Origin of the sequence: Flavobacterium agri (assembly GCF_013401995.1) — a bacterium.
Lineage (GTDB): Bacteria > Bacteroidota > Bacteroidia > Flavobacteriales > Flavobacteriaceae > Flavobacterium > Flavobacterium agri.
Map to the genome: position 1 here is coordinate 140,717 of NZ_JACBJI010000001.1, position 12,960 is coordinate 153,676.

The 12,960-nt window shown below is 47.3% G+C and carries 10 protein-coding genes; 2 read left to right on the forward strand and 8 right to left on the reverse strand.

Annotated features, from left to right (window positions below):
- Positions 1-73 precede the first annotated feature (73 nt).
- A complete protein-coding gene (locus tag HZF10_RS00730) occupies positions 74-571 on the forward strand; it encodes a metallophosphoesterase family protein (protein WP_176004244.1) in 498 nt (165 codons plus the stop codon).
- On the opposite strand, the gene HZF10_RS00735 is transcribed toward HZF10_RS00730, so the two are convergent.
- The 3 genes from HZF10_RS00735 to HZF10_RS00745 form a co-directional block, all read right to left on the reverse strand.
- The gene (locus tag HZF10_RS00735; RefSeq protein WP_176004245.1) at positions 568-2,304 is read right to left on the reverse strand and encodes a tetratricopeptide repeat-containing sensor histidine kinase; all 1,737 of its coding nucleotides are present in this window, start codon (positions 2,302-2,304) and stop codon (positions 568-570) included. The genes HZF10_RS00730 and HZF10_RS00735 overlap by 4 nt on opposite strands.
- Positions 2,305-2,595: 291 nt before the next feature.
- The gene (locus tag HZF10_RS00740) at positions 2,596-3,258 is read right to left on the reverse strand and encodes a response regulator (protein WP_176004246.1); all 663 of its coding nucleotides are present in this window, start codon (positions 3,256-3,258) and stop codon (positions 2,596-2,598) included.
- Positions 3,259-3,416: 158 nt separating this feature from the next.
- Positions 3,417-3,824, reverse strand: coding sequence for a DUF4293 domain-containing protein (locus HZF10_RS00745; RefSeq protein ID WP_176004247.1), 408 nt, complete (start codon positions 3,822-3,824; stop codon positions 3,417-3,419).
- A 175-nt stretch (positions 3,825-3,999) separates the two neighbouring features.
- On the opposite strand from HZF10_RS00745, the gene rho reads away from it, so the two are divergent.
- Entirely contained in the window at positions 4,000-5,715 is a 1,716-nt protein-coding gene (gene rho / locus HZF10_RS00750) for a transcription termination factor Rho (RefSeq protein WP_176004248.1), read from the forward strand.
- 87 nt (positions 5,716-5,802) lie between these two features.
- Here rho and HZF10_RS00755 read toward each other — a convergent pair whose 3' ends face one another.
- The 5 genes from HZF10_RS00755 to HZF10_RS00775 form a co-directional block, all read right to left on the reverse strand.
- Complete coding sequence (locus HZF10_RS00755; RefSeq protein ID WP_176004249.1) at positions 5,803-6,876, reverse strand: endonuclease; 1,074 nt, start codon at positions 6,874-6,876, stop codon at positions 5,803-5,805.
- 185 nt (positions 6,877-7,061) lie between these two features.
- On the reverse strand, positions 7,062-8,132 hold the full coding sequence (locus tag HZF10_RS00760) for an endonuclease (protein ID WP_176004250.1): 1,071 nt from the start codon (positions 8,130-8,132) through the stop codon (positions 7,062-7,064).
- 9 nt (positions 8,133-8,141) lie between these two features.
- Positions 8,142-9,356 (reverse strand): RsmB/NOP family class I SAM-dependent RNA methyltransferase, encoded by a 1,215-nt coding sequence (locus tag HZF10_RS00765; protein WP_176004251.1) that lies wholly within the window; start codon positions 9,354-9,356, stop codon positions 8,142-8,144.
- A gap of 79 nt (positions 9,357-9,435) precedes the next feature.
- Entirely contained in the window at positions 9,436-11,409 is a 1,974-nt protein-coding gene (locus HZF10_RS00770) for a KUP/HAK/KT family potassium transporter (RefSeq protein ID WP_176004252.1), read from the reverse strand.
- A 143-nt stretch (positions 11,410-11,552) separates the two neighbouring features.
- Complete coding sequence (locus HZF10_RS00775; protein ID WP_176004253.1) at positions 11,553-12,887, reverse strand: hypothetical protein; 1,335 nt, start codon at positions 12,885-12,887, stop codon at positions 11,553-11,555.
- Positions 12,888-12,960: the final 73 nt, after the last annotated feature.

The following is a 12,960-nucleotide window of genomic DNA, read 5'->3' on the forward strand; positions in this document are numbered from 1 at the left end:
AGCCTGCAACGCGGCTGAAAAATCCCAGCCGGACTAAAAAGCTAAAAGCGGATAGCGGGAACAGCTTCAAAAAATGAAAAAAATCCTTCTTTTATCGGATACGCACGGACATATAGACGATGTGATCCTCAAATACGTTTCCCAAGCCGACGAGGTTTGGCATGCGGGCGACATCGGAAATCTTGCGGTAACCGACGCAATCAAAGCGATCAAACCGTTGCGGGCGGTTTACGGCAATATAGACGGAGCGACGGCGCGATTAGAGTTTCCGTTGCACAACCGTTTCTTTTGCGAAAATGTCGATGTATGGATCACGCATATTGGCGGTTATCCCGATAAATACAATCCGGAATTGCGGGACGAATTGCGCAAAAATCCTCCTAAAATCTTCATTTGCGGACATTCGCATATCCTCAAGGTGATGTTCGACAAGAAACTCGGGCTTTTGCACCTGAATCCGGGAGCGGCGGGCAAAAGCGGTTTCCATCAGGTGCGGACGATGTTGCGTTTCACAATCGACGGCGAGAACATTCGCGATATGGAAATCGTCGAATTGGGCAAACGGGTTTAGTGTAGCGGAACGGAGACCTTGATTTCTGTACCTGTTCCGGGTTTGCTCGAAATCATGACTTTTCCTTTCATGGCCGAAATGCGTGCCTTGATTTGGGTGAGTCCGAAGCCGTCAGGTTTTGAGGTGTCGAAACCTTTGCCGTTGTCTTTGAGCGATAAGTGCAATTCGTTGTCGGCCGTCAATGTCAATCGCGCTTTCGATGCGCCGCTGTGCTTGATCACGTTGTTGAGCAATTCGCTTGTGATGAAGTAGATCCTGGTTTCGAAATCTTCGTCGTATCGCTTTACCGTGCCGTCGTCTTTGTATTTGAACTGCAATTCTGACGTCGAAAATTTCTCGCATAGGTCTTCGAGCGCATACGCCAATCCGAATTTGGCCAAAAGGGTAGGGACGAGCTCGTGCGACAGATCGCGTACCTTGTCGTGGGCTTCTTTGAGGATTTGCCGGGTTTTGGTGATTTCGTCGTTACTGCCTTGTTGGGATGAGAACGCAGTAAGTTGCAATCCGGCCGAGGAAAGCATCGCGCTGATGCTGTCGTGCAGTACCGATGCGATTTGTTTGCGTTCGGTTTCGCGCGCGTCAAGCGTGGCTGAGAGCAAGTTTTGTTGGGTTATGCTTTGCAATTCCTGTAGTTTGTTCTTTTGTTTCAATCGGCTGTTCTGATAAAAAAAGTAAAACAGGATGAGCGTAATGAAAATAACGGCTATAAAAATGAGCATGATTCTTTCGCGAAGTTCATTCTGATGTTCGAGCTCCGCTTTTTCGGCCCGTCTCTTTTCTTCCAGTTCCGCAATTTGATAACTCGCCGCAACATCGGCAAGACCTTTGGTCAATCGCGTGTCGTAATTCATGTCGGCCACCGTGAAAGCCTTGTCAGAGAAAAGATAAGCCTGTTTGTACTGCCCGAGTTGGTACAGAATATCGGCATAGGTATAGTAATATCCGCCGACATCCATCGATGTGGTGTCCTGCGGATTCAACGCGAAAAGCTTATCATATTCCAGTTTGGCCTTCTGGAAATTGTCGGTCCAATAATAATATGCTCCGCGATTGGTGTAAATCAAGGCGATTTGCTTTTTGTTGCCTGACTGGAAAGCGACCGTACTGGCACTGTCCAGATACTTTTTTGCAGTTTCGAATTGTTCCCTTTGCACGAGATAGGAAAAATAATTGTTGTAAGCCATGAACTTCGCATCAGGCGTATTGACCCGGCGACTGTAAAGCATGGTGCGTTCCAGGTAATATTTCGTACTGTCGGAATTACTGTAGGAATGCAGTAGGTATAAGGGCTGGTTCAACGAGAACAGAATGCTGTCGTTGTCGATTTTTTTTGCTCTGGCCAGAGCGGTATAAATATATTTAGACGATTTTATTGTGTCGTGCATCGTCGAATACACGCCACTAATGTTGCGATAAATGGCAATTTCTCCCACTTTTTCTCCATGCTTCTGAACTGTTTTGAGCCCGGCAAAAAGTACTTTTAAAGCTTTTTCATTGTCGCTTATGGCGCGGTAGATGTCTGAAATCTGTATGACCTTTTCGGTATACTTGATGTAGTTTTTTTGTTTGAGGCAACGCTGGGCGAGAAATTCGGCTTCTTTTTTTGCAAGTAAATAGTCGCCATTACCTATATGATAGGCGACACTGTCCTGTCCTTTTTGGGAACGGGCAGAAAAGGTGAGAAAAAGGGCGATTCCGAAGAACAGCCCTTTATGGAAAACTTTATTGCGCAATGGTCAAAGTTGGTTTTTTTGTCCTTTTGCTGGAGCCGTTCGGTTGGTCGAAGGTAACGCTCAGCGCATTATTGTATGACGCATATATTTCTGTGTACGGAACAAAAGTCGTTGACGGTTGAGTTTGGCCCGAATTGAGGTCAATGTCGATGCAGTAGAGTCCGTTCGACCCCGTTGAGCGACAATTGCAGTTATCCGGAATCGTAAAGTTCAACGTGTAGGTGTTGTTCCCAGAGGAACTCAAATCATAAGATCCTAAGTAAGCTGATGTAGTGGACATAAATGTTAGGTTTAAAGGTTAACTAAATTGTGTTTGATGGCATATTTCACTAGCCCGACAGAAGATTTCACTTCTAGTTTCTTCATCAGGTTCTTGCGGTGGCTCTCTACCGTGTGCTGACTGATGAAAAGTTCCTCGCTGATTTCCTTCCCGCTGTATTCAAGCGAGATTAGACGGATGATGTCGAGTTCGCGGTTGGTAAGGTTGGTGTTGAATGAAGGGGCTGTGGTATTTACTTTAGGATTGTTTTTGGCGAAAGTGTTGAAAATCTTATCGCTGATCGTCTTGCAAAAATATTCTTCTCCGCTGTTTACGACCTGGATCGCTTCTACGATATTTTCGCCGGCGCATTGCTTGGTCAGATAGCCCGAAGCACCCAGTTTCATGACTTCGCGAACGAGTTTGAGGTCATCGTAGCTTGAAAGTATGATGATCTTGAAAGGCAATTCGGTTACCGATAGGTCGCGAAGGACTTCAAGCCCGTCTTTTTGGGGCATGTTGATGTCCATCACCAAAATATCGGTTTTTTTGGAAACGGCATCTTCGACAAGGCCTAATCCGTTGAGGGAGAATCCGACAACGTTAAAACCAGCGGTAGTCTTGAGTACCGCGAGCATACCGTCGATGAGCAATTGATGGTCATCGGCTAGATAAATCTTGATCTCGGGGGTCATTTGTTTGGTATTGTCGTTCAAATTTAACACATTTTTCACATCGCTTGTATCCCTGAAAATAGGGATATTTCGGCTTTCCCTGTTTTTGGGGATAAATAGAAAAACCCGGAGGTCATCCGGGTTCTCTTTCGCACTAAAATAAACTAAGTTTCGTCGGATTATCGCAACCTGTCGACAGATTTTACGAGATCTTCGTCCTTCTTTATGGCCTTATTCGCAAGAACAAGGAAAACGATAGAAACGATAGGAAGAAACATCCCAATACCTTTCTCAGGCACGTTGGCGCCTCCAGATAAATTTAGCGAGTGGTACAGGAATAATCCTAACAAAATTAAATTTAATATCATGTTCAGCCTGTTGATCACAAACTGTTGTTGTCTTTTCTTGAACGTGAGGATAGCCAGCAACGCAAGTGTCGTACTCAATCCGAAAAAGATCGCATACAAAGACGACTGCATAAAGTAAACCGCCTTTGAATTCTCGGTCCAAAGCGGGAACATGAACGGCAACACGCCGCTCACCACAAAAGCCAAAATCAAATATACGGTTTGGATTCGCTGGAGCATCCGGACATTTTTAGTCCCGCAAAAATAATTTTTCTTTTTGATAATTGCTATTGGAAAAAACATTTTTATTCGTAATATTGCATCAGATAGCCGTAAGTACTTCAACAACGGCTCGTTAAATCACCACCCATTTTTTATTGCATTTCCATTTCCACTTAATCCCCATCTTTCATTCATGTTAGATATTTCTTCGTTAAAAGAGATGAAGCTTCCTGAGCTTCAGGATCTCGCCAAAGCGCGAAAAATTAAATTCGCCGGGGTAAAAAAAGATGCTCTTATTTACCAGATTATAGACCACGAAGCCGCGAATCCTTCCGAATCGCCTTCAAACGCTAAACAAGACAAGCAAAAACGCGCCAGGATCAAGCCGGAAAGGCCGCAAGAAGTTTCGGAACCTCAAGCGGAAGCGCAAACAGAAATGGCTTTCACCGAACCGGTCGCCAAGGAAAAATTCCAAAAGAACGATTTTCAGCAAGGCAAAAGAGGCCGCAAACCAGGCAATTTCGACAAATCCCGTGACAATGTCCAAACTCCTGCACCAACGGAGTATAAAGCTGAAGAACCAACAGAAACTGCCGTAGCGGCCGAACCGACACAGGAAAAGCCTCAGCACAAACACCAGCACCACCAAAAAAACCAGAATTACCAGAACGGTAATCAAAATGGCGGAAACAACCAAAATGGGAATAACCAGAACGGAAATTTCCAGCAACAAGGCCACAACCAAAAATACAAAGACAAGAAAACCCAGAATTTCCGCGATGCCGATTACGAATTCGACGGAATCATCGAAAGCGAAGGCGTGCTCGAAATGATGCCCGACGGATACGGTTTCCTTCGTTCTTCCGATTACAACTATCTCGCGTCTCCGGACGATATTTACCTGTCGACTTCGCAAATCCGCCTTTTCGGATTGAAAACGGGCGATACCGTAAAAGGAGTCGTGCGTCCGCCGAAAGAAGGCGAGAAGTTCTTCCCGCTCGTGCGTGTATTGAAAATCAACGGACACGATCCGCAAATCGTTCGAGACAGAATCTCTTTCGAGCATTTGACTCCGGTTTTTCCGACCGAAAAATTCAAACTCGCCGAAAAACAAAGTACGATTTCTACGCGAATCATCGATTTGTTTTCGCCAATCGGAAAAGGACAACGCGGTATGATCGTCGCTCAGCCGAAAACAGGTAAGACGATGTTACTCAAGGATGTAGCGAACGCGATTGCGGCGAACCATCCCGAGGCCTATCTTTTGGTCTTGCTTATCGATGAACGACCTGAAGAAGTTACCGACATGCAACGCAGCGTACGTGGAGAAGTCATTGCCTCTACGTTCGACCGCGAGCCTCAGGAACACGTCAAAATCGCGAACATCGTACTTGAAAAAGCCAAGCGTTTGGTAGAATGCGGACACGATGTGGTCATCCTTTTGGATTCGATCACACGTCTTGCACGTGCTTACAATACGGTTCAACCTGCGTCAGGAAAGGTACTCTCGGGAGGCGTGGACGCCAATGCGTTGCAAAAGCCGAAACGTTTCTTCGGAGCGGCGCGTAACGTGGAAAACGGCGGTTCTTTGAGTATCATCGCTACGGCACTTACCGAAACCGGTTCCAAAATGGACGAGGTCATCTTCGAGGAATTCAAGGGAACGGGCAACATGGAATTGCAGCTCGACCGCAAAATCGCGAACAAGCGCATTTTCCCGGCGATCGATTTGATGTCTTCGAGTACGCGTCGCGACGATCTGTTGCTCGACGACTCGACGTTGCAAAGAATGTGGATCATGCGCAAATACCTGAGCGACATGAATCCGGTAGAAGCCATGGACTTCATCAACGACAGATTCAAGAAAACAAGAAACAACGAAGAATTCCTGGTATCGATGAACAATTGATACATCGAGAATAGCAAATAAAAAATCCCGGTCGCAGTGGCCGGGATTTTTTTATGGGTTTCGGAAAATCGGATTTCCAAGTGAATTTTAATTCACGATCAACTTTTTCGTAGTCGATTTGTTGTCGAGAGAAGCGCGAACCAGATAGAATCCCGAAGGCAAATCGCTCACGGTGAACGTATCGTTCTCGAAAACCGGTTTTTCAATGTTTCGGATTACTTGTCCGTTGACGTTGTAGATTTCGATCGCATCCAACGCAATTTCAGACGTGATGTAAAAACGCCCGTCGTTGCTCGGGTTCGGATGAACGGAAATCTTGTCCATAGCGAATTCCTCATTGCCTAAAGCACAGGCTGCAGACCAAATCATACAAGCGTATTCCGGATGGTCGATAAAAGGGTTTCTGTTGTTTTGGTACGCATAAATCGCATTGTTTCTCGCAATCTCGCGCGCACTTACCGGATCTTGTTGGTGCCAAGTAAGCAAAATGTTGAGGAACCAATTGCTAAAAACCTGATCGCTCGTGCCGTTGAGCATCGCATGGCTGTAACCGCCTACGGTATTTTGGTAACGCACGGCGAAGTAAAGCAGGCAACGGGCCACATCGCCTTTGAATTCATTTATAGGTTCGAATACGATTCCCGAATAACCTGCCGTGGAATTGTTTCCTAATTTCGAGCCGTTTGTAGACGTCCAAGTAGGGTTGTTGACGACTCCAAATGCATAATTGCTTCGCATGCCGTTTACTTTTCCGTCGGTAGGAAGAATATGGTGCGGATCGGAAACCATCGGCGAATCTTCGTTGAATACACTTTGTGGCATCAAATGCTCGCGGTTGAAGCAATCGCCTTCGGAATTGTAATTTCCGCAACGATCGCCAGTATTGGTAGCGGAATACGTATATGAATCAGGTCCGTTTGGTTTTTCCGAATAAATGTCGAGAATCGTACCGTCATTTTCGTAAAAGTAATCGCGATCGGATGTCTGGTAACACGTATAAAGCATGTTATAGCTTTTTACCGTGTGGTTCTTGATGATGTTGTACAACTGCGTTTTGAGTGTGTAGCCCGTACCTGTCGCGGCATTGTAATATCCGGCCGGGATTTGTGCAAAGGCGCTAAGTCCTGTAAGAAGGATCGCAAAGCGTAAAAATGTTCTCATTAAATTTATTTTGGACGGCAAATGTAAGTGGAAATGTGATAGATGCAGAAATTTTAACTTTTGGATGTGGGTTTGATGTAGAGATGGGAAGGCAGTAGTAGCAGTAGCAGTGGCAGAAATGGAAGAGGGCATAAAAAGAAAAGCCCCTGTTTCCAGAGGCTTGAATGTTTTCTTTTAAAGCGTGATCAATTCACGATGATTTTCTTGACCATCGACTGGTTTTCGGTCGACAGCTTGACCAGGTAGAATCCTTGCGGCAAATTGTCTATGCTGTAATTGTGGTCGACGAATATCGGATTTTCGATTTTAAGTACGATTTGACCGTTTACCGAAACGACTTCGATTTCCTTAAGGTCGCGATCGCTGCTGATATTGATGTGATCGTGTGACGGATTCGGATATACCGAAACGGTCGAAGCCCATTCGAAATCGACAGTACTCAATCCCGGCCAGCGGTTCTGCGCTACAGGTCCGCCCCAAATTACGGTTGCCAGATACGGATTGTCGATAAACGGATTGCGGTTGCCTTGTCCATACGGATTGGCTGTCGTTCCCAAATACGTATTGCGGTTATCCTCGTATTGTGAAACCGGATCGTCTGCATTCCATTGCAGGAAAATCTGCGGAAGATTGGCGTCGGTCGTAGCAGTTGCGCCCAACCCCACAAAGGTCGGCAAGCATTGCGTGCCATAGTGCAAATACATATACATGACCATGCGTGCCACGTCGCCTTTCCATTCGTCACCCGGATACCAACCGCCACCGGCCGCACCGGAAGCAGTTCCCGATCCAGCCGCGAATTTTAGGTTTCCGCGTGAGCCGTTGCGCTGTACGTCGCAGGCGCGAAGGTGGTGTGCATCGGCACCTGGACCGGTTTGTCCCAAATCAGGGTCACCCAAAGCCTGTGCGAACGTGTGCTCGCGGTTCCATTGGCCGTTATTGCCGCCGTTGTTTTCCTTATTGCGGGAACGATCATTGGTCACGTTAGCATCTGTGCCATTTTCCCATCCGTAAAGCAAAAGCACGTTGCTCGAATTCGCCGGATCGAGATCGGTGTGTTTCAACGCGTCCCAAACCTCAGAATACGTAAGGTTGTTCGTATGTTTGTTTTGGGTCAGCGTCGCGAGCGCATTTTTCAACGCGGTTCCCGTAAGCGACCAGTTGAAGCCGTTGTAATAAGGAGAAGCGGGCGCTCCGTCTTGTGCGAACGAAACCGAGGCAATCGCGACCGCAATTAAAACGTAAAGTTTTTTCATAAGGGAATCTTATTGTTTTCTTTCTAATAATGCCATATAAAACCCGTCGAATCCCGATTCTGAGGCCAGGATTTTCTCGTCTTTCACAAAGGTAAAGTTTTTGCCCGCGTCCGTCGTTAAGAAACGCTTAATTTGATCTTGATTTTCAGATGGTAACACCGAACAGGTCGCGTATACCAACTTTCCTCCGGGTTTTACCATTCGCGAGTAGCTTTCGAGCACTTCAGATTGCACTTTGCGGATGTTGTCGATGAATTCCGGTTGTAGTTTCCACTTCGCGTCGGGATTCCTTTTGAGTACGCCAAGTCCGCTGCAAGGCGCATCAATCAACACGCGGTCTGCCTTTTCCTGTAGCTTTTTGATGACTTTCGTCGAATCGATGATGCGGTATTCGATATTGAATGCGCTGTTGCGTTTGGCGCGAAGTTTCAATTGCTTGAGTTTGCTTTCGTAAAGGTCCATCGCGATAAGCTGGCCTTTGTTTTCCATCAGAGACGCCAAATGCAGCGTTTTTCCTCCGGCTCCGGCACACGCATCAACGACGCGCATTCCGGGTTTGACGTCGAGTAGGGGCGCGACCAACTGAGAACTGGCGTCCTGAACCTCGAAAAGACCTTGTTTGAAAGCATCCGTAAGGAACACATTGGCGCGTTCTTTCAAAACCAAAGCATCGGCCTGGTCTTTAAGGTATTCGGTCTCTATGTTGAGATCCATGAGGATGGCGCGTAGTTTTTCCTTCGTCGTCTTGAGCGTATTGACGCGCAGGATCACTTTTGCGGGTTGGTTCTGGGCATGGATTTCTTTCGCCCATTTTTCTTCACCGAGTTCTTTCACGCCCAATTCGTCCATCCAATCGGGAATGGATTCCTTGAGCCTGCGGTTTTTGGAAAGTTCGTCGAAACGGCCTTTTATCTTGCGCTCCGGTGTGCCTTGCAATTGCGTCCAGTCTGGAATCGTATAGCCGCGAAGTACAGCCCAAACGGCAAAAACACGCCACAAGTTATCGCGGTCGAACGGTTCTTTCACTTCGGCGATTTCGGCGTAAAGCCTTTTCCATCGCACGATCTCGTATATGGTTTCGGCTACGAACTTGCGGTCGGCGCTTCCCCAACGCTTGTCTTTCTTGAGTGCGCGGGCTACGACCTTATCGGCGTACTCGCCTTCGTTGAAGATCGCGTTCAGGGAATCGATTGTCGTGTAAACCAGGTTTCGGTGTAGTCTCATTTTCGAAAATTGAGGGGCAAAGGTATCGCAAAAAAATCCCTAAATGTGCGTTTAGGGAATTTTTAGCTATTTGGGAATGTTATTCTTTGTTTTTGTAGACGCGGGTAAGTTCCATCTTTTCAGGCGGATGCAGCAAAAGCGGGAATTTCTCGACTTTTACCGAACTGCTGTCGAGTCCGAACGCTTTCTCTTCAGACAAACTGAACTTCTTCATTGCGAAATAGGTGTTCATGATGACTTTCTCGTCGAAGCCCAGATCGCTTTCGTTCGACAGGAATTTTTCTGAAAGCACGAATTTGAAATCGCCCACGATGTTGTTCCGGTTCAATGATTCGTAACGGCTCGTCACGTCCACTTCGCCTTTTTGTACCATGTCGCGCAACACTTCCTTGAACATCATCGAGATGCGCGTCGGTTCGCGGAATCCGAGGTTGAAATCGATGCGGAACAGATCGTCCTTGATGATTTCGGTAACTTTATATTCGCGTTTGTACGGTTCGTTGAGGATGTTTACGTGCACAAGCCAGTAAATGTCGGCGCGCTTCGGACGTTTCTGCAAAATCGAGATCATCACTTTTTCCTCGATTTCGTCGGTGCGGTTCGCATTGGTCATATAAACCAGGTGCGTGGCGTATTTCGGGATTGATAGGTCGACGCTGAGTTCGGCCAAAACTTTCTTGTATTCTTCGATCTTGACGAATTTCGTATAGTTCTTCGAGATTTTCTTGGCTTTGTTCCAGGTGGCCATCACGCCGATCAAAATACAGGTGATGAAAAGAGAGACATAACCTCCGTGTGGGAATTTGTCGAGGTTCGCGACCAGGAATCCGCCTTCGATTGCGAGATAAATCGTGATGATTGGAGAGAAAATGTACCACGGCAGGCGCTTCATGATCATGTAATAGTTCAAAAGGATTGTGGTCATGATCATACACAGTACGATTGCCAAACCATAAGCCGCCTCCATGTTTTTCGATTCCTTGAAGTGAAGCACGACGCCGATACATCCGAAAAGCAACAACCAGTTTATCGACGGGATGTAAAGCTGTCCTTTGAGTTCGGTCGGATACTTGATTTTCACTTTAGGCCAGAAACTCAAACGCATGGCCTCGTTGATGAGCGTGAACGAACCGCTGATCAACGCTTGCGACGCAATAACCGCAGCCATAGTCGCGATTACGATTCCAAACGGCTTGAACCAGTCGGCCATCACGAGATAGAACGGGTTTCCGAAATCGCCGCCCAAAGCCTGAAGTGTCTGTCCTTCGTGTTGGATCAGGTAAGCAGCCTGTCCGAAATAGTTCAGGACCAATGTAGCTTTTACGAAAATCCAGCTGATGCGGATGTTTTTACGGCCGCAGTGACCCATGTCGGAATACAACGCCTCGGCACCCGTCGTACATAGGAATACGAATCCGAGCACGTAAAACCCGTCGGGATGAATCATCAACAATTCATACGCATAATACGGGTTCAAGGCTTTGAAAACCTCGAAGTTGCCCACGATTTGTATAATACCCAAAACGCCGAGCATCCCGAACCAAATCAGCATCATAGGCGCGAAAAACTTGCCTACGAGCTTGGTTCCGAATTGTTGTATGATGAAAAGTATGACCAAAATCCCGATTACGATCGGAACGGTATTCAACCCCGGATAGAATGTACGGATTCCTTCGACCGCAGATGAAACCGAAATCGGAGGCGTGATGATCCCGTCGGCCAAAAGCGCAGATCCACCAATGATAGCCGGAACGATAAGCCATTTGACTTTAGTGCGTTTCACCAATGCGTAAAGCGCAAAAATCCCGCCTTCGCCGTGGTTATCGGCACTCAAGGTAATGATGACGTATTTTAAGGTGGTTTGTAAAGTGAGCGTCCAGAAGATGCAGGAAATTCCGCCCAGGACAATATCCCTGTTGATGGCGTGCTCACCTATGATGGCTTTCATTACGTAAAGTGGAGAAGTTCCGATGTCACCGTAAATGATGCCTAGGGTAATCAAAAGGCCCGCGAACGTTAGTTTGTTGTGAAGGCCGTGGTGTTGTGCACTCATGATTTCGTCAAAACATAAAGGGGCAAAGTTATGATTATTAAACAGATTACAACTAATAGTGCGGCGTTATTTTTAACAGTCTCAAAAAACGGAAGCACCACCGGTTTGGTGATGCTTCCGCCAAATATATTAGGGTTGTGAATTTAGTCGCGTCCTCGTCCGCCGCCGTGGCCTCTGTCGCCGCCGCCGTTTCCACGGGGTTGTTCCATTCTTGGGGCAGATTGACGTTCCACTCTTGGAGCGGATTGACGCTCTACTCGCGGAGCAGATTGTCTTTCCATTCGTGGAGCCGACTGTCGTTCCATTCTTGGTACTGCTTGTCGTTCTGCTCTTGGTGCCGATTCGCGTTGCGGTTGCGAGCGTTCCATTCTTGGTGTTTCGTTGCGTTCCGCGCGGTTCGGCTGATTGTCGCGGGTTACCGAACGCGGTGTCGATGTGCTTCTGGTTTCGCTTCTCTGGCCAGCGTTGTCACGTGTCCTTACTTCATTCGATTCGCGGTTGCGCACAGATGTATTGTCACGTGTGGCGTTTCTTACCGAACCTTCACGTCCGCCGTTCGGGTTGGAACGCGTCGGATAATCACGTGTCGCATTTCTTACAGTTCCCGATTCGTTGCTGCGTGTGCTTCTGCCTCCTTCATTTCGTGTGGCACGTGTTCCTTCGGTTCTTGTGCCGCGTGTAGCTTCGGTTCTCGTAGCGTTGTTGCCTCTTATGCCTTCGTTGCGTGTGCCTCGGTCAAGTCTGCGTGTCTTGTCGAGTTCGTGACGGTTGGCGACATTGGCGTGACGTTGGTTGAACGAACGTTCCGGATAACGTCTTGCGTAAGCGTCCGAACGACGTCCACTGTACATGGCTGCCGCGGTACGGCTACGTCTTACATTCACGTAATTGTAATGGTTGTGTACGTTGATGTGAACATGCACATGGTTTCTGTAACGGTAGATAGGCATCGGATGCCAAACATGCCAGTAGTGTGGGTAATATCCCCAATACCAAGTCGATACGTAAGGACGATAACCGACGGTCCACCAAAAGTCAAAGAATACAGGTCGGGCCACATAAACCGGCTCGTAAATGTAGTTCGGACCGTACATATACACATCACCGACCACTTGGACCTGAACGTCGTTTCCTCGTCTTTCGACTTCGATCGTCGCTACGTCCTGATAAACATCGCGGTCCAAAACGGCCTGAAGGATCACAAGTCTCGTGTTGTCCTGAGTCGATTCTATCACGCGGATGTAGTCGACCTCGTTGTCGTTGTTCAAATCGAGGTTCGAAATCTGGGCGTCCGGATCGTTAAGGCGTTGCTCGAAATCCTCAAGGTTGCGCGAGTCCCCAAAAATGGAAGCCACGGCTTTAAGATCGAGGTTGTCGCTCACGTCATAATTGGTTGCCGTAACCGTGGTCCGGTCTTGGGCGAATGCCCCTGCTGCGACGAACAGGGATAAAAACGAGTATATTATTTTGGTTTTCATGATCGGGTGAATTTTTTGGTTTCTGAATTCGGGAAGCGGAAATCCAAACACTGTGCCAAAAAAATGCTACCTG